Below are 16,121 nucleotides of genomic sequence, written 5' to 3'. Positions count from 1 at the left end.
ATATTCTCCAGCCTGTCATCGCCCCGCTTCGCCGCGGCGACTGCCCGGACAGCTAAAAAAGGCATGAGCCTGCAGCAGAACAACACCCGTGCAAGCGGATGGTCCCGGCAAGCTCATGCCTAGTCGAACTAGTAACACGCTTGATTCGATATGATGCTGTCTATGTTATTCGGCATCCCGATGGAATAGACGGTACAAGTGCATGGCAATATAGGCTGTCTCGTCCTCCGATACCGGCGCTTTCAACTGGGCGCTCATCAGCTTGGCGCATTCTCCGGCGACCTCGTATTCATAAGGAGCCATCTCCTGCATCCGGTCACGGAACGGATTGCGGGAATGCTGGCCTTGGCGGATACGCTCTATCGCGAAGCGCAGATGGGTAACCAGCCGCAAATAATCGATGCTGTCCTTCGGAATCGGACTGCCCCGCCGCGCCTCGATGAGGCCGACCAGCTCCCGCAGCAGATGATTGTGCTGGACCACATTGTTGACAGGGACATGGGCGACGGCCGATTGGATATGGATCGTTAGGAACCCGATCTCATCCTCCGGCACCTCGACGCCGAATTGGTGTCCAATGATCTCCGCCGCGCGGGAAGCAAGCTCGAATTCCTTCGGGTTCAGCGTCCGGATTTCCCATAGAAAAGGATTTTCGATCTCGATCTGATGCCGCAGCCGATACAGCGCATACTCGATATGGCTCGGCAGCGCAAGATGAATATGCTCATTCAGATTGGGAGTCAATTCGGAAGCCACCAGGGAAATGATCTGTTCCGATACGTCAATCACTTCTGGATCAATCTGCTCGAACAGCATCTGATATTGCGAGAGATTCTGCTTATTATCCAAATAAAACGTCTTCTCAATTCGCGTATCACCGGAAAGTATCGCTTGCCCGGGCTTCGCCCCGAACCCGATTCCTTTTCCCATGAGAATGGTTTCCTTGTCCGTCAGCACTTCCTTCGCCAACACAACATTGTTGCTTAAGGCGCGCATAATCTCAAAGCGGCGTTCGCTAGACAACGGTAAGCTCCTTTCTCATCAGATGGGTGATTGCGAGCAGACAGGTGGAAACGGTTACGAAAAAAATCATGCAGTCACGTAAGTTTATTGTAAAATAGGGCGCAACCATCTTCAATAAAAATTGAAAAAACGTCAAGGTTTCGATGAAAATTATCGAAAATTGTCAAGCTTGAGAGAGAACACTTCCTGCTTTCTCCCTCAAGCCTGGACAAGTTTCTTTATATGGTAAGTTCCTGAATCGCCGGAATGCGCTCCACGACAAGATATTGTATCTCTTCGGCCGTCGTCAGCCGCAGCGCTTCCTCGGCCAACGGCTTCATCGCTTCCCGATCAAGCCGGCTCAGCAGCACGCGTGCCGGAAGCACCGAGCTGGCGCTCATGCTGAACTCATCCAGACCAAGGCCAAGCAGCAGCGGAATCGCCTTGAGATTGCCCGCCATCTCTCCGCACATGCCGGCCCACTTGCCGTGGCTGTGCGCCGCATCGATGACCATCTTAATCAGCCGCAGCACGGACGGATGGAACGGCTGCGACAGATGCGACACTTGCTGGTTCATGCGGTCGGCGGCCATCGTATATTGGACGAGGTCATTGGTGCCGATCGAGAAGAAGTCGACTTCTTCGGCAAGCTGGTCGGCGGCAATCGCCGCGGCCGGCACCTCGATCATAATCCCGACTTCCATCTCGCGGTTATAAGCCACGCCTTCCGCATCCAGCTCTTGCCGCGCTTCGGCGAGCAGTTCGTTCGCTTCCCGCAGCTCGGTAATCGTCGCGATCATCGGGTACATCAGCTTGATGTTGCCGTGCGCGCTGGCGCGGAGAATGGCTCTCAGCTGCGTCTTGAACAGATCCTTGCGGTCAAGACAGAGCCGAATCGCACGGTACCCGAGGAACGGGTTCATCTCCTTCGGCAGCTCCAGATAAGACAATTCCTTGTCTCCTCCGATATCAAGCGTCCGAATGACGATCGGCTTCTCCGCTCCCATCGTCTGGGAGACGGCCGTATAGGCATGATACTGCTCCTCTTCCGATGGGAATGTGTCGCGGCCCATGTACAGGAACTCCGTACGGAACAGGCCAACCCCTTCCGCCCCGTGATTCCGCGCGCCAAGCGCATCCTGCGGGTTCCCGATATTGGCGACCAGCTCGACCTGATGGCCGTCCGCCGTCACCGAAGGCCGATCCTTGTACTGCTTCATCTCTTCCCGGCGCAGCTCGAACTTCTCCTTCTTCTCCCGGTAGGCGGCCAACGTCTCGGCATCGGGCTCGATCAGCACGATGCCGCTTGAGCCGTCCACAATGACCATCTGGCCCGTCTTGACGCTGCGCATCGCATCCGTCAGCCCGACCACCGCCGGAATCTCCATCGAGCGGGCCATTATCGCGGAGTGCGACGTGCGTCCGCCAATCTCCGTAACGAATCCAGCCACCTTGGACCGATCCAGCTGCGCTGTATCGGATGGCGTCAGATCATTGGCGAACAGGACGACCGCTTCATCGAAATCATTCAGCGAAGCCGCCTTGGCGCCGGATAGATGGCGCTGCACCCGCTTGCTGACATCGCGGAAGTCGGCTGCCCGCTCGCGGAGATATTCATCATCCATGCCGGCAAAGATCGCGACCAACTGCTCGGTCACCTCATGCAGCGCATATTCGGCGTTCACGTTCAAGGCGCGAATCTGCGCGATGGCCTGCCCGATGAATTCCTCATCCTCCAAGAGGAGCTGATGCGTAGCGAAGATCTCCGCCTCATGTTCTCCAAGCCGGGCCGCCGTGCTTGCCTTAATCTTTTCCAGTTCATCCTTCGACTGTGCAACCGCATTCTGAAGCCGCTCTACTTCTGCATCCGCGTCGCCGGGAGCGATGTCTACCCGTTCCACCGAAGCTTCCTGCTCCTGCAGGACGAACACTTGCCCGATAGCATAGCCGGAAGCGGCGGCAATCCCTTGTAGCAACATGACGGTTCCTCCACTCCTTCTGTTCTCAATCCCGTCTGTATGGTGTCTATTGTGTCGTATCGGCATATCTTCGCCGTTCGTCATATCTATAACCGTATCTCTCCCGAATTAATCGAGAACGGATTCCAACACGGCGCCTACGGCATCAATCGCCTGCTCGGCTTTATCGCCTTCAGCCGACACCGTAATGACGTCGCCGGCCTTCATGCCGAGCGTCAGCACGCCCGTGATGCTTTTCGCACTTACTTTGCGGCCGTTGAACTCCAGAGATACTTGCGAATCCGGGAACTCAGCCGCTTTTTTCATAATGGCTCCCGCCGGACGAGCATGAACGCCTTGCGGATTTTTGATCGTGAATTGTTTCTCCATGATGGCCTCCTCTTTCACAAAAACCTATTTTTTCATTACGATTTCCATAATTTCCGTCTCATTCTTCTTGACGGGACCCAGCTTCGTCTTCAATTCGGCAACCGCATCGCCATTCGCGACGACCACCGGCGTGATGACAGGAAGGCCAGCTGCGCGAATCTTATCCATATCGAACTCGATCAAGACATCGCCCTGCTTCACTTTGTCTCCCGTCTTCACATGCGGAGTGAACGGTTCGCCCTTCAGAGACACCGTATTCACGCCGATATGGAACAGCAGCTCCAACCCCGATTCATGCCCCAGGACGAGCGAGTGATGGGAATCAATCAGATGGATGACATGCCCGTCGAACGGAGCGACCATCACCCCTTGCTCCGGCTCAATCGCCAGGCCGTCTCCGATAATTTTCTGGGCGAATGCCGGATCGTCCACTTGTTCCAGGGGAACGGCATTGCCAGTTATAGGTGCAACGACCGATATCGTTTTCTTCTTTTTGCCAAGTCCAAACATGTGAATTCCTCCTCGTAGTAAGCACTGATGATGCCCTGCCGCGCATCCGCAGCGGAAGCACGGAATAGGACCAATAACGGGAATCCCTGCAATGTCGTTATCTCTCGTACAAAGCAAAAAAGGCATGGGCTAAAGCACGCAGTTCACGCTGTGAACGGCCGCTTAGCTCATGCCTAGTCGTACTAGTAACACGCTGCTTGCAGTGTAAATGTCAACACTATTCTAACATGAGCGCATACCGGATGCAAGCGTGCGTAACTGCTGTTACCAAAATGACATAATCGCCAAGAGCTGTAAATGGGCGGTTACCCATTAAGATGTGCGTTCCCGGATAAAATCATACCGATAACCTGAACGGCCTTCTCCAAAGCGAGCAAAACGCAGCGTAACTATGCGCCCCCTGCCGCCTGTTGGGGATGTTTTGGCTTGCCGCTGTCTGGGGCAGATGAAGAACGGCTGCTGCCTCCGCGCCCGGATGCCGCTTTATGTATAGCGGAAGGAGTTCATGTCTTCCCGCTGGCGCGTCTCCGATTTACATTTTATGTAAATTAGAATAGATTCGTGTCTTTTTGTCGCTTACGGCCTTCCCCTTGCCGGCCTGGCAACGCCTTTTGCATGCGGCTGGGTCCGCCAATGCTGCAATAATGCAGTAATTTGATTGGCACTGGGATGCGGCATAGGAAATCCTGCAAATATGCAGGAATTACCTGCGTTGGGGCTTAGAAAAGGAGACAATTGGGAGAAAAAGATGCTGATTTGCAGCATTTCCGCCAATTATCGCCTCTGGGGATGGAAAATACTGTACTTTTGCAGCTTTGGTCCGGCCTCCACTGCTTACGTTCCGCCAAAATAAAAAAGCCCGCCTCTCAATCCGGAAGCTGGGCATAATAACAAGCTATTCCTGCCTCCTCGAGGGCCGAAGCCATCTCTTCCGGCAGTTCGTGATCCGTAATGCAGGCCGTTAGCTCCCCGATGGAGGCGACCGAGAACAGCGAGGCCTTGCCGACCTTCGTATGATCGAATACCGCGATCGTCTGCTGGGCCTGCCGCATTAGCATCTGTGCGGTCTGCGCTTCCAGCTCGGAGTACGTCGTAATGCCCTTCGCCGGGGAAAAACCGTCAATCCCCATGAACAGCTTCTCGATGTTGAGATGCTCGATCGTGCGCTCGGCCAGCGGGCCGCACAGCTCGAAGCTGTTGCTGCGCATGACGCCGCCGATGACGACGACCTGAATGCCGTCGCAGTCCGACAGCTCCATCGCGATATTCACCGCATTGGTAACGACGGTAATGCCTTGCCGCTCCTTCAGCAGCTTCGCGATCAGGAAGGTGGTCGTGCCGCCGGTAAGACAGATACTGTCGCCTTCTTCAATGAAATCCAACGCCCGCTTGGCGATGGCTTCCTTCTCCAGCCACAACAGCTGGCGCTTCTCCACGAACGGAACTTCACGAATGGCTCCCGCCCCTTCGAATATCGCTCCTCCGATGGTGCGAATCAGCTCGCCCTTCCGCTCCAATACGTCCAAATCCCGGCGTGCTGTCGCCTCCGAGCAATCGAAGTTCTCGATAATCTCCGGAATCGTAATGCGGCCATTCTGCTTCAACCGCTGTAAAATCTGCCTGCGGCGCTGCTCGCCTTTGGATAACGTCTCACTCATTATTCATTACACTCCTATCATACTCCCCCGCAGCAGGAAGAGAGCCGGGCCTCGCCGCCCTAAGGATAACTGGATTCCTCAACCCTACCAGCGATGTCCGCCCCTGGCTGCCTGGACGAGGGGAACCGCAACGCGATATGGCCGGCTCACGGGCTGCGATTGTTCCCTGCCCGGAACCGGCGCCATGCCGCTTCTAGTCAATGGCTACGAACTGAGTCAAGTTGCGCGGATCGTCCGGATTCAAGCCGCGGGTTACCGCCGTATAATAACCATTATATTGTACATATGGTAAATACAAAACTGCCCGGGCCTCATCGCTCGCATCTCCATGGCCTACCTCGAAGACGAGATCGGCAAATGCGGTGTCCGCTCCCGCTTGGGCGGTAATAATGACGACCGTCGCACCGTACTGCTTCATCTCTTCCGCTACCTTCAGCTCGTAGGAGCGGGCTTGTTCGGACAGCAGCAGCACGATCTGGGTGTTCGCATCGACGATCGATTTCGGGCCGTGGCGGAATTCCAGCGTACCGTAGGCCTCGGTCCATGTATACGTCATTTCCTTCAGCTTCAGGCAGGCTTCCAGCGCCAAGCCGTACAGCGCGCCCATGCCGAGATAGATCGTTCTGTCGAATTGGTTCGATTCGACCCATGCTTTCACCTTGTCATCCGCCATTGTAACCAACGCCGCGTCAGATTGCAATACGGCTTCGAGCTCGCGGTAAGCCGCTTCGCTGCCGGACGCAAGCGCGATTGCCGCCTGCATGAGGAACGTCATGCTGCTGAGCGATTTGGTCATGACCGTGCTCTTCTCTGCTCCCGACGGCGAGACGAGGCATTCCGTCATCTTCGCCATCTTGCTCTCCGGATGGCATGTAATGCCGCAGGTCGTCCAGTTCGGCAGATCGGCCACCGATTCGAGCGCCAGAATGACTTCATGCGATTCGCCGGAACGAGATACGCCGACCAGCAGCGTCTTCTTGGATGGTGTCACGGTCTGGTTGCGGAACAAGAACAGCTCCGAGGAAGGAATGGCGGACGCGCTCTTGCCCGTCCATGCCCGGTACGTCGCCGCCATTGTCATCGCCTGGTACCAGGATGAGCCGGATCCGATAAATACGATCTCCTCGAACTGCGCGTTCCCTACATATTTATCTACCCATCCTCGCTGGGATTGAAGTTGATTCCATGCGTCTTGAAGCGCGGCAGCCTGCTCGCTGATTTCCCGGTACGTATGCGTATCTTGAATTGACATCTCCCAAATTCCTCCCTTATAATCATCTTAAATGAAATTATAAGTCATATTTTTGATTGAATCAATCATTAACTGCTGGAGGTTACAATTATGGGACATCTCATCAGCTCAACTTCAATGCTGCAGGCCGCCCGCGAGCAAGGCTTCGGAATTACCGCATTCAACGTGCACACCCTGGAAATGCTGCAAGCGGTAGTGGAAGCGGCCGAAGACACCCAATCTCCGCTCATTTTGCAGACAACGGTCGGCACCGTGAAGCATCTCGGTCCGGAATATATCGTGGCTGCGGCGACGACCGCAGCGAAGCTCTCCTCGGTTCCGATCGCGCTCCATCTGGATCATTGCACCGATTACGATCTAATCGTCCGCTGCATCCGCGCAGGCTACACTTCGGTCATGATCGACGCTTCCATGCATCCTTATGACGACAATGTGCGGATGACGCAGGAAGTCGTCCGCGTTGCCCTGGCTGCCGGGGTCAATGTCGAAGCCGAGTTGGGCAAGGTCGGCGGCGTGGAAGACGATATCATCGTCGAGGAGGAAGACGCCCGCCTGGCCGTGCCGGAAGAATGCGCCGCCTTCGTCGCCGCCACCGGCGTGCCGACGCTGGCGCCTGCTATCGGAACGGCGCACGGCATCTATAAGGGAGAGCCGAAGATCGCCTTCGATCGGCTGGAGCAGATCGCGAAGCAGGTCGCCGTTCCGCTCGTCCTGCACGGCGGTTCCGGCATTCCGGAGGATCAGGTGAAGCGCTGCGTGAAGCTCGGCATGGCGAAGATGAATGTCGCAACCGAGCTGCGCATCGCCTTCTCCGACGCCATCAAGGCCATCTTTGCGGCCAATCCGGATGAGAACGATCCGCGCAAATATATGATTCCGGCCAAGCAAGCCGTCAAGGCGCTGGCTATTCAGAAAATGGAGATGGCCGGCTGCCTCGGCCAAGCGGACGCCGTCCGCTAATCCGCATCGAGGAACGAAGGCGTTCCATTCTCCGCTGTGGTACCGAACACTTCTGTCCCCTGCAGCCGAGCCGTTCCGTCCACTCCTTCCCTATCGGAGTGGAGCCTTCCCGCAGCGGCGGAATTTGAAAGGAGAAGCGACATGATTACGACCGTGACACTCAACGCGGCGATAGACAAAACCTATATCGTACCCGGCTTCGCACTCGATAAGCTGTACCGGGTGGAGCAGATGACCGCCACCGCCGGCGGCAAAGGGATCAATGTCGCCCGCGTCATTCGTGCGCTGGGCGAAGAGGTGACCGCTTCCGGGTTCACGGCCGGCTTCCACGGGCAGATGATTCTGCACAAGCTGGGCGAAGAAGGGATTCCCGCCGATTTCGTGCACGTGGAGGGTGAATCGCGGGTATGCCTCAACATTTTGGATCCGGGGCGCGGAACGCAGACCGAGCTGCTGGAGCAAGGGCCGGCCGTAACCCCGGCCGATCTCGACGCGATGCGGGACAAAGTGGCGGCGCTCGCTGCCCAGTCCACTCACATCGTCTTCTCGGGAAGCCTGCCGCAGGGCTGTCCCCCCGCGCTCTATGCCGAATTGGTCGAGATCGCGCGCCGCGCGGGCGCGATCCCGATTCTGGATACGAGCGGCGCCGCGTTGGAGGAAGGCGTGAAGAGCTCACCCGCTCTTATCAAGCCGAATGAGCATGAGATAGGCAAGCTGACCGGCGGAGGGGCCGATGCCTCCGAAGACGAAGTGCTGCCGGCCATCCGGCGGCTGATGGCCTCCGGCATCGAGCGGGTCGTCGTCTCGCTCGGCGCCCGCGGCGCGTTGGCCGGTGTCCGGGGCGCGCTCTACCGCGTCACCCTGCCTCCCGTCGAAGCGATCAATCCCGTCGGCAGCGGTGATTCCATGGTCGCCGGGCTCGTCGTCGCCGATAAGCGCGGCCTGTCCGCGGAAGACGGCCTCATTCTCGGAGCCGCTTGCGGCACGGCCAATTCACTGATGCCTTCCGCCGGGCAAGTGCGGCTGGACGATGTCGAGTCGCTTCGCACACAGATTCACGTCGAACGGATCGGATAACACCGGAACAGGCCGCCTGTGGTGCCAAGATGCACCGCAGGCGGCCTATTCGGCTTTCGGCTGCGACTCATTCCTGCTCTCTCCGCAGCAGCGCGTAGACGAACGCATAGGTGGCCGGAATGCGGCCGTCCGGGCCGCCGAACCGCTCTTGATACGCCTGTACCATCCGACGGTACAGGGAGGGGCTCATGCCGGAGGCGCCTGCTGCGCCCGCCTCGAGTGCATTGCCGGCCCCGATGCGGCGGACCTGGGCCAGCATCTCCGGCACGCTGCCGTACTCGCAGCGGCAGCTCGCCTCTTCCCAGAGCAGGAAGGGCCCGGCCGCGTCCCGCGCCCAGCCGTGCCAATCGGCTGCGGACGGATACTCCTGCCCGCGCGGACGGGGCGCCCGGCCCTGCTCGGCGTCCGCCTGCCGGAACGCGGCATGCAGCTCGTGCAGCGTGCCCGGCAGGAACGTGGCGAAGGCCAGCAGCCCGCCGGGCCGGAGCAATTGCACGAGCCGCCGCAGTGTCGCGGCCGGCGTGTTGAACCATTGGAAGGCGGCGCTCGACACGATCAGGTCGTAGCCGCCTTCCGGCTGGGCGGCCGCCCACGCTTCGGCGTCGGCCGCTACCGCGCGCACCTGCCCGCCGGGGCAGCCGTGGCGACGCAGCTTCCGCTCCGCCTGGCGAAGCATCGCCGGCGCCAGATCGAGCAGCGTCAGCTCGGCCGCAGAATAGTACGGGCAGAGCCGAACCGCCAATCCGCCCGTGCCGCAGCCGATGTCGGCCATTCGCGCCGCGGGGCCCTGGTGATGCCGCCGCACCCGCTCCGCCAAACCTGCGGCCATCACCTGCTGCACTTCCGCGTAGCCGTCATATTCCGCCGCATGTCTGCCGAAGCGGCGGGCGACCAGCTTCTTATCGACCCGAGCGCCCGCGCCGGCAGGCGCCGGGTCATTCCCCGCTCCCCCAGCCATCGTGTGTGATCGCTTCATACCACGCGTTCACCTCCTCTCGCCATGCCTCCGGATGCGACAAGAACGGCGCATGCCCCGCATCCGGTATTACGGCGGTTCGGAGCCCCGAACCGAAGGATGCCCGCGCCCGCTCCATCGCGGCCCGCGGGCACACGCGATCGTTCGCGCCGTGCAGCCACAGCAGGCGCGGCCGTTCCGCCGCCGGGAGCGCGGCGATGCGCGCCCACTGCGGGGCCAGATCCGCCGCCTCCAAATAGGCAAGCCCCGCATCGAGCCCGGCTGGCGTGAAGCCGGGAGCAGCGGCGAGCTGCCGCCACAGCTTCTCCGCCAGCGACGGCTCGCCTGGGCTGGCCGGGCCCGCATCCAGCTGGCCGAGGAAGGCCAGCAGCGTCTCCTCCGGCGCCTGCGCCAGGCGGCGCCGCATGCGGGCCAGCACGCGCGGCGGCCACCCCGCTTCCCCGGTCTCGGCGGCGAAGCGCAGCGTCGTGCCGACGAGCAGGGCGCTCTCGATGCGCGGCAGTCCCGCCCATTGGCCGCTCCCGGCGGCGAGCCCGGCGAGCAGCTCGATCGCCAGCATGCCGCCAAGCGACCACCCTACGACATGCCACGGGCCGTCCGGCTCCTGCCGGAGCGGAGCGCGCACCGCCTCCCGCAGGTCATCCGCCGTCTCGCACGCGCCGAAGGACACGTACCGGTGCGCGAACATCGGCAAGGCCTCCGCGAGCGGCCGCCACACCTCGGCGCTCAGGCCCCAGCCATGTATCCACAGCAGCTTCGCCTGCTGCCGCGGCCGGGGCCGCCCGAGCGTCCCGCTCATGCCCGCGCCTCCGCGGCCAGGCGCACGACCGCATCCGCCGCCTGCAGCAGGTCGGCGTCGCGGTGCGCCGGGGTCGGCGCGAAGCGGATGCGCGCCGTCCCTTCGGGCACCGTCGGCGGGCGAATCGCCACGCCGGCGACGCCCGCCTCCGCAAGCGCGGCGCTGAGCGCGACCGCGCGCTGGTCGGTGCCGCACATCACCGGCACGATATGGCTGTCGCCGGGGCCCGTGTCCAGGCCCCCGGCTTGCAGCCGCGCGCGGAACAGCGCCGCCTTGCGCATCAGCTCGGCGCGGGCAGAATCGGCGGCGCGCACGTCCCGCAGCCGCTGCCGGATGAAGGCGGCCACAAGCGGGGGCAGCCCCGTATTATAAATGAGCGTCCGCGCCCGGTTGATGAGGTAGCGGACGACAATATCCTCTGCGGCAATATAAGCGCCGACCGCGCCAAAGGCTTTCCCGAAGGTGCCCATGATGATATCCACCTTCGCATGCAGCCCGAGCGCATGGCACAGCCCGCGCCCTCCCGGTCCGTACACGCCGCCGCTGTGCGCCTCGTCGACCATCAGCATCGCGCCGTAGCGCTCCTTCAGCGTCACGAGATCGGCGAGCGGCGCCACCGTCCCGTCCATACTGAACACGGCGTCGGTCACGATCAGCAGTCGCCCCTGCCGCGACGGGACGCCCGCTTCTCCGGTACGCCACTGCTTCAATGCCTTTTCCAGCCGATCCATATCCCGGTGCGGATAGCGAATGTGCTGAGCCCGGCTCAGTACGATGCCGTCCGTAATACTCGCATGATTCAGCCGATCGCTGAAGACGACGTCCTTCCGGCCGACCAGCGCAGGAATGACGCCGGCATTCGTCATGTAGCCGCTGCTGAACACGAGCGCCGCTTCCGTGTCCTTGAAGGCGGCCAATTCCCGCTCCAGCGCGTCATGCTGCGGATCATGACCGGTGATGAGCCGGGAAGCCCCGGAGCCGATGCGCACGGCCGGCTCGCCGAGGCGGCGGCACTCCGCCGCAAGCCCAGCCCATCCATCATCATCAAGCCATGGCTCGAAGCCGAGATAATGATTCGAAGCGAGATGAAGCAGCCGCTTGCCGTTCCGCTCGATCCATCCGTGCTCCAGCCACGCCGCAGGCTCCAGCTTGCGCAGCCGGCCCGCCGCCTCCAAGGCGTCCAGTTCGGAGCGCATCCAATTCCAGCGTCCTGCATTCTCCGCAGCCATCATCGGCTCCATCACAGAGCGCATCGCTCGACTTCGAAGCCGAGATCGGCGATCATCCGGTGATCCGCGGTCGCCTCTTGCCCATCCGTCGTCAAATAATCACCGACGAACACCGAATTGGCCGCGTACAGCGCCAGCGGCTGCAGCGAACCAAGGTTGACCTCCCGCCCGCCGGACGCGCGGATCTCCTTCGTCGGGCAGACGAAGCGGAACATCGCCAGCGCCTTCAAGCAGCGGCGCGGGTCCAGATCATGCAGATGGCCGAGCGGCGTTCCCGGAATCGGGTTCAGGAAATTGACCGGAATCGAATCCGCATCCAGCTCCCGCAGCGAAAATGCGACGTCCACCAGTTGCTCATCAGTCTCTCCCATTCCCATAATCACCCCGGAGCAAGGCGACATCCCGGCTTGCTTCGCGGTGTCAACCGTATGTACCCGATCGGCGTATGTATGGGTCGAGGTGATATGAGAATAATGGTCCTCGCTCGTGTTCAAGTTGTGATTATAGCGATCGACGCCGGCCTGCTTCAGCCGGTTCGCCTGCTCCTGCGACAAAATGCCAAGGCAGGCGCAGATTTTCATCGGCATCGTCGCCTTGATCTCCTCCACGGCGGCGACCACCTGATCGAGCTCCCGCGGCGTCGGCCCGCGCCCGCTGGCTACGATGCAATACGTTCCGGCCTGCATCTCCATCGCCTTGCGCGCTCCGTCCACCAGCACATCCTTTTCCAGCATCGTATACTTCTCGATCGGCGCATCGGACACCCGGGACTGCGAGCAGTAACCGCAATCTTCCGGACAGTGTCCGCTCTTTGCATTAATAATCAGATTCAGCTTCACCTTATTCCCATAAAATTGCCGCCGCACCCGGTAAGCCGCATCCATGATCGCCAGCAACTCGTCATCGTCCGCCCGCAGCACTTCCAACGCTTCTTCCCGGCTTATTCCTTCGCCGGCTAACGACTTATCCGCCAGCTTGCGCCAATCCATCTGCTGCTCTTGCAATGTTTTGCTCATCATCATCGCTCCTTCACTTTTCCCCATTCCCGGTCTGCCAACCACTTCGTCAGCCGAGACAGGCGCATTGTGCATTGCAACCATCGCTCCCGCCATGCCGCCCAAGCGAACAGATCAGCCGCCTGTATGCCTTCCGGCTGCGGCAGCCATGGCATCAGCCCCAATACAGGTACATTCGTCATCGCTTCGATCATGCAGGCATTCTCTTGGATCTCCCTCTCCGATGCCGCCTCCGGCGGACCGCTGAACACGACAGCAATATCATCGTTGCCCCATTCGCGGGCATAATGGATGGCTGTTACCGTGTGACTGACCGTGCCCAATCCGGGGGCAGACACGAGCAGCACAGGAAGTCCCAGCTCCTGAGCCAGATCCGCCATCGTCATCTCCCGCGTCAACGGAACGGCAATGCCGCCCGCTCCTTCTACCAGCAGGAACGCATCCGACTCCAGTCGCCGGCTGCCTTCTTCCATCAGGGCTTCCATAGAAAAACGAATCCCTTCCCGTTCACATGCCATCCAGGGCGCCAACGGCTCACGCAGCGTCCACGTCGCAATGTCCTCCTCGGCGAGCTCGGACATTCCGCTGCCCATTCGCAGCCGGTAGCTGTCCGCATCCGGAGACCCTAACGCCACGCCGCTCTGCACCGGCTTCCAGAGGCTGAGCTTGCGCCTCCGAACCGAATGGAGGTAAGCGGCAATCCCTGAAACAACGACCGTCTTCCCTACCTCTGTCCCGGTCGAGGATACGAACAGGCCGGCGGCATTCACCGGTTTAGGCAGGTTATCTGGCATCATACGTTCTCCTCTTTTCTGTAAACCAAAATGAACTGATACAAAGTTAACGTTACAACGTTTTATTTTACAAGAATGGCATGATGACGACAAGAGTTCGTAAACCTTTTTTTCTATTATCAGGTTTACATATATGGCAGGCTGACATGAGGTAGCTCCTCTTCCCGGCGCCTGCACTTCATACATACCTTTCGATTCTTTGCTCCACTATCCCCTCGAATCAGAAGTACCGCACTCCGCCATTTTCCCCATTCATTCTGTGAAGGGCAACCGTTGCTACAATCCTGCTGACGCGTTACATTCCCCACGCTCCTTGCCTGACTCGTTGGGATAGCGATCAAAAGAGTCAGCGGACACTTCCACTACTCGACCAACCAATTAACGTTCCCGACACACCACTCCTGACTCGTTGGGATAGCGTTCAAAAGAGGCAGCAGACACTTCCGCTACTCGACCAACCAATTAACGTTCCCAACACACCACTCCTGACTCGTTGGGATAGCGATCAAAAGGGCACACAGACACTTCCACTACTCGACCAACCAATTAACGTTCTCAACACACCACTCCTGACTCGTTGGGATAGCGTTCAAAAGAGACAGCAGACACTTCGACCACCCGGCCAACCAATTAACGTTCTCAACACACCACTCCTGACTCGTTGGGATAGCGATCAAAAGAGGCACACAGACACTTCCACTACTCGAACAACCAATTAACGTTCCCTACACACCACTCCTGACTCGTTGGGATAGCGATCAAAAGGGCACACAGACACTTCCACTACTCGACCAACCAATTAACGTTCCCGACACACCACTCCTGACTCGTTGGGATAGCGCTCAAAAGAGACAGCAGACACTTCGACCACCCGGCCAACCAATTAACGTTCCCCACACACCACTCCTGACTCGTTGGGATAGCGATCAAAAGAGAAACTAGAGCATCCCATCAGGCCAAGAAACGGAGCACACGCTTATGTTCCAATTTATGGAATACCCACTTAATAAAAGAACGCCATGCTCCTTTTTGTCTGCAAAAAATTGCCGCCGTTAATTCTTGAAATAATTCAAAACTTTCGGGCCGTTTCACGCATCTAATTATAGGGAAGGAAGAGTTTGCTAAAAGGGATTTTTTGTCGTTTTTAAGAAAATAATAAGGGGTCTTTATGAAGTTTTCATATAATTTAACTACTAGATGTTGTAAGATGAACAAAGGTTTAAGATACAGATAGTTTGGCAATTTGGATGGTGGATACGGAAATTATGATTTATACAGATTGGATTTATTGGCTGTTTGTGCTCGTGGCTGTCGTCACGTATCACCTCATGCCGCATCGTGTCAGACCCTGGGTGCTCTTTGCCGCAGGCGTCACATTCTACTATTATTATGCAGGCTCTTATCTGTTCCTGTTGCTTGCCGAGGTTGTCATCGCCATTATGGTGGTTAAGGCTGCGGCGAAGTGGACCAAGCGGTGGATTTATCCCGCGGGCATTATCGGCGCCATTCTCGTGCTTGGTTATTTCAAGTACACGAATATGATGCTGGATACGTTAAATGAATTGTTTTCGTTTTTGCATCAGCCCTTCTTGCCGAAGGCGGAGCAGATTGTGCTGCCGTTAGGCATTTCTTACTTTACGTTCGAGCTGATTCATTACTTGGTCGAACGCAAGCGTGGAACTTTGCCGGAACATCGGCCGGAAGGACTGTTGTCGTTTATTTTCTTCTTCCCGACGATGGTGGCCGGGCCGATTAAGCAGTTTCAGGTATTCTATCCCCAGCTTACCTCGAAATTTCACATCGACCATGTGATGATTGGGGTAACCCGGATTGGATTCGGGATGTTCAAAAAGCTCGTGCTGGCCGGTTCGATCGATTTGCTGGCGCAACCGGTATACTCGCAGGCTGGAATAGCCGGCTCGGACACGGCAACGCTCTGGATCTCGCTCGTCGCCTATACATTCGTCATTTATTTTGACTTTTCGGGGTATTCGGATATTGCGATCGGAACCGCGCGCTTGTTCGGCATTGTCGTGCCGGAGAACTTCCGCTTCCCTTACTTGGCCCGCAGCGTAGCCGAGTTCTGGAACCGTTGGCACATCTCGCTCGGTTCCTGGCTGACCCGCTATGTGTATTTCCCGCTCGGCGGAAGCCGCGTCTCCGCGCCCCGGGTCTATTTGAATCTGATGGCGACGATGACCGTCTCCGGCCTCTGGCACGGAGCCGCTTGGAATTTCGTCGTCTGGGGCATGTTCCATGGCGTGATGTTATGTATCCATCGCTTTTACGTGAAGCAGATCAAGCCTTCATTAAAGCCTGTTCCGAAGTGGCTCAAGCCGGGAACGACAACCATCGCGATTTTGATTACGTTCTTTGGCGTCACGATCAGCCGCGTATTTTTCATTCTGCCGATTGTAGACGGATGGGATTTGATGCTCCGGCTGCTCGGCATGCGATAGGTTAACCGATTTTCGATTATTGATGGAATGGAAGTGTGAGG

At 58.6% G+C, this 16,121-nt stretch carries 14 protein-coding genes; 3 read left to right on the top strand and 11 right to left on the bottom strand.

Annotation, left to right across the window (positions count from 1 at the left end):
• Window positions 1-165: 165 nt before the first annotated feature.
• From glcT to NNL35_RS05995, 6 genes are all read right to left on the bottom strand, one after another.
• The gene (glcT, locus tag NNL35_RS06020) at window positions 166-1,023 is read right to left on the bottom strand and encodes a glucose PTS transporter transcription antiterminator GlcT (RefSeq protein WP_006675134.1); all 858 of its coding nucleotides are present in this window, start codon (window positions 1,021-1,023) and stop codon (window positions 166-168) included.
• Between the two features lie 218 nt (window positions 1,024-1,241).
• A complete protein-coding gene (gene ptsP, locus NNL35_RS06015) occupies window positions 1,242-2,981 on the bottom strand; it encodes a phosphoenolpyruvate--protein phosphotransferase (RefSeq protein ID WP_006675135.1) in 1,740 nt (579 codons plus the stop codon).
• 108 nt (window positions 2,982-3,089) lie between these two features.
• Window positions 3,090-3,350, bottom strand: coding sequence for an HPr family phosphocarrier protein (locus NNL35_RS06010; RefSeq protein WP_006675136.1), 261 nt, complete (start codon window positions 3,348-3,350; stop codon window positions 3,090-3,092).
• Between the two features lie 24 nt (window positions 3,351-3,374).
• Complete coding sequence (locus tag NNL35_RS06005) at window positions 3,375-3,860, bottom strand: PTS sugar transporter subunit IIA (protein ID WP_006675137.1); 486 nt, start codon at window positions 3,858-3,860, stop codon at window positions 3,375-3,377.
• An 866-nt stretch (window positions 3,861-4,726) separates the two neighbouring features.
• Window positions 4,727-5,518, bottom strand: coding sequence for a DeoR/GlpR family DNA-binding transcription regulator (locus NNL35_RS06000; protein ID WP_006675138.1), 792 nt, complete (start codon window positions 5,516-5,518; stop codon window positions 4,727-4,729).
• A gap of 193 nt (window positions 5,519-5,711) precedes the next feature.
• Window positions 5,712-6,770: an SIS domain-containing protein gene (locus tag NNL35_RS05995; RefSeq protein WP_006675139.1), complete on the bottom strand. Its 1,059-nt coding sequence runs from the start codon at window positions 6,768-6,770 to the stop codon at window positions 5,712-5,714.
• 90 nt (window positions 6,771-6,860) lie between these two features.
• Between NNL35_RS05995 and NNL35_RS05990 the strand changes: the two genes are divergently transcribed.
• Both NNL35_RS05990 and pfkB read left to right on the top strand, forming a co-directional pair.
• Window positions 6,861-7,730: a class II fructose-bisphosphate aldolase gene (locus tag NNL35_RS05990; RefSeq protein WP_006675140.1), complete on the top strand. Its 870-nt coding sequence runs from the start codon at window positions 6,861-6,863 to the stop codon at window positions 7,728-7,730.
• 141 nt (window positions 7,731-7,871) lie between these two features.
• Complete coding sequence (gene pfkB, locus NNL35_RS05985) at window positions 7,872-8,807, top strand: 1-phosphofructokinase (RefSeq protein WP_006675141.1); 936 nt, start codon at window positions 7,872-7,874, stop codon at window positions 8,805-8,807.
• Between the two features lie 67 nt (window positions 8,808-8,874).
• On the opposite strand, the gene NNL35_RS05980 is transcribed toward pfkB, so the two are convergent.
• The 5 genes from NNL35_RS05980 to bioD are packed head-to-tail and all read right to left on the bottom strand — an operon-like array spanning window position 8,875 to window position 13,624.
• Entirely contained in the window at window positions 8,875-9,783 is a 909-nt protein-coding gene (locus NNL35_RS05980) for a methyltransferase domain-containing protein (protein ID WP_083835485.1), read from the bottom strand.
• Window positions 9,743-10,582 carry an alpha/beta fold hydrolase gene (locus NNL35_RS05975; protein WP_006675143.1) on the bottom strand — a complete coding sequence of 280 codons (840 nt, stop codon included), beginning with the start codon at window positions 10,580-10,582 and terminating at the stop codon, window positions 9,743-9,745. Before NNL35_RS05975 ends, NNL35_RS05980 begins: the two co-directional genes overlap by 41 nt.
• Window positions 10,579-11,823, bottom strand: coding sequence for an aminotransferase class I/II-fold pyridoxal phosphate-dependent enzyme (locus tag NNL35_RS05970; protein WP_254553973.1), 1,245 nt, complete (start codon window positions 11,821-11,823; stop codon window positions 10,579-10,581). Before NNL35_RS05970 ends, NNL35_RS05975 begins: the two co-directional genes overlap by 4 nt.
• Window positions 11,823-12,833 carry a biotin synthase BioB gene (gene bioB, locus NNL35_RS05965; RefSeq protein ID WP_006675145.1) on the bottom strand — a complete coding sequence of 337 codons (1,011 nt, stop codon included), beginning with the start codon at window positions 12,831-12,833 and terminating at the stop codon, window positions 11,823-11,825. The genes NNL35_RS05970 and bioB overlap by 1 nt, the downstream gene beginning before the upstream one ends.
• The gene (gene bioD, locus NNL35_RS05960; RefSeq protein WP_100226238.1) at window positions 12,830-13,624 is read right to left on the bottom strand and encodes a dethiobiotin synthase; all 795 of its coding nucleotides are present in this window, start codon (window positions 13,622-13,624) and stop codon (window positions 12,830-12,832) included. The genes bioB and bioD overlap by 4 nt, the downstream gene beginning before the upstream one ends.
• A gap of 1,262 nt (window positions 13,625-14,886) precedes the next feature.
• Between bioD and NNL35_RS05955 the strand changes: the two genes are divergently transcribed.
• On the top strand, window positions 14,887-16,080 hold the full coding sequence (locus NNL35_RS05955) for an MBOAT family O-acyltransferase (RefSeq protein ID WP_040734219.1): 1,194 nt from the start codon (window positions 14,887-14,889) through the stop codon (window positions 16,078-16,080).
• Window positions 16,081-16,121: the final 41 nt, after the last annotated feature.

It is taken from the genome of Paenibacillus dendritiformis (genome assembly GCF_945605565.1).
Lineage (GTDB): Bacteria > Bacillota > Bacilli > Paenibacillales > Paenibacillaceae > Paenibacillus_B > Paenibacillus_B dendritiformis_A.
The sequence above is the reverse complement of the archived record's forward strand: the minus strand, read 5'-3'. Positions and strand labels throughout refer to the sequence as shown.

Excerpts from the sequence above, each read along its gene's own strand:
- ptsP (WP_006675135.1), bottom strand. The coding sequence starts at position 2,981 with ATGTTGCTACAAGGGATTGCCGCCGCTTCCGGCTATGCTATCGGGCAA.
- NNL35_RS06010 (WP_006675136.1), bottom strand. The coding sequence starts at position 3,350 with ATGGAGAAACAATTCACGATCAAAAATCCGCAAGGCGTTCATGCTCGT.
- NNL35_RS06005 (WP_006675137.1), bottom strand. The coding sequence starts at position 3,860 with ATGTTTGGACTTGGCAAAAAGAAGAAAACGATATCGGTCGTTGCACCT.
- NNL35_RS06000 (WP_006675138.1), bottom strand. The coding sequence starts at position 5,518 with ATGAGTGAGACGTTATCCAAAGGCGAGCAGCGCCGCAGGCAGATTTTA.
- NNL35_RS05995 (WP_006675139.1), bottom strand. The coding sequence starts at position 6,770 with ATGTCAATTCAAGATACGCATACGTACCGGGAAATCAGCGAGCAGGCT.
- NNL35_RS05990 (WP_006675140.1), top strand. The coding sequence starts at position 6,861 with ATGGGACATCTCATCAGCTCAACTTCAATGCTGCAGGCCGCCCGCGAG.
- pfkB (WP_006675141.1), top strand. The coding sequence starts at position 7,872 with ATGATTACGACCGTGACACTCAACGCGGCGATAGACAAAACCTATATC.
- NNL35_RS05980 (WP_083835485.1), bottom strand. The coding sequence starts at position 9,783 with ATGAAGCGATCACACACGATGGCTGGGGGAGCGGGGAATGACCCGGCG.
- NNL35_RS05975 (WP_006675143.1), bottom strand. The coding sequence starts at position 10,582 with ATGAGCGGGACGCTCGGGCGGCCCCGGCCGCGGCAGCAGGCGAAGCTG.
- NNL35_RS05970 (WP_254553973.1), bottom strand. The coding sequence starts at position 11,823 with ATGGAGCCGATGATGGCTGCGGAGAATGCAGGACGCTGGAATTGGATG.
- bioB (WP_006675145.1), bottom strand. The coding sequence starts at position 12,833 with ATGATGATGAGCAAAACATTGCAAGAGCAGCAGATGGATTGGCGCAAG.
- bioD (WP_100226238.1), bottom strand. The coding sequence starts at position 13,624 with ATGATGCCAGATAACCTGCCTAAACCGGTGAATGCCGCCGGCCTGTTC.
- NNL35_RS05955 (WP_040734219.1), top strand. The coding sequence starts at position 14,887 with ATGATTTATACAGATTGGATTTATTGGCTGTTTGTGCTCGTGGCTGTC.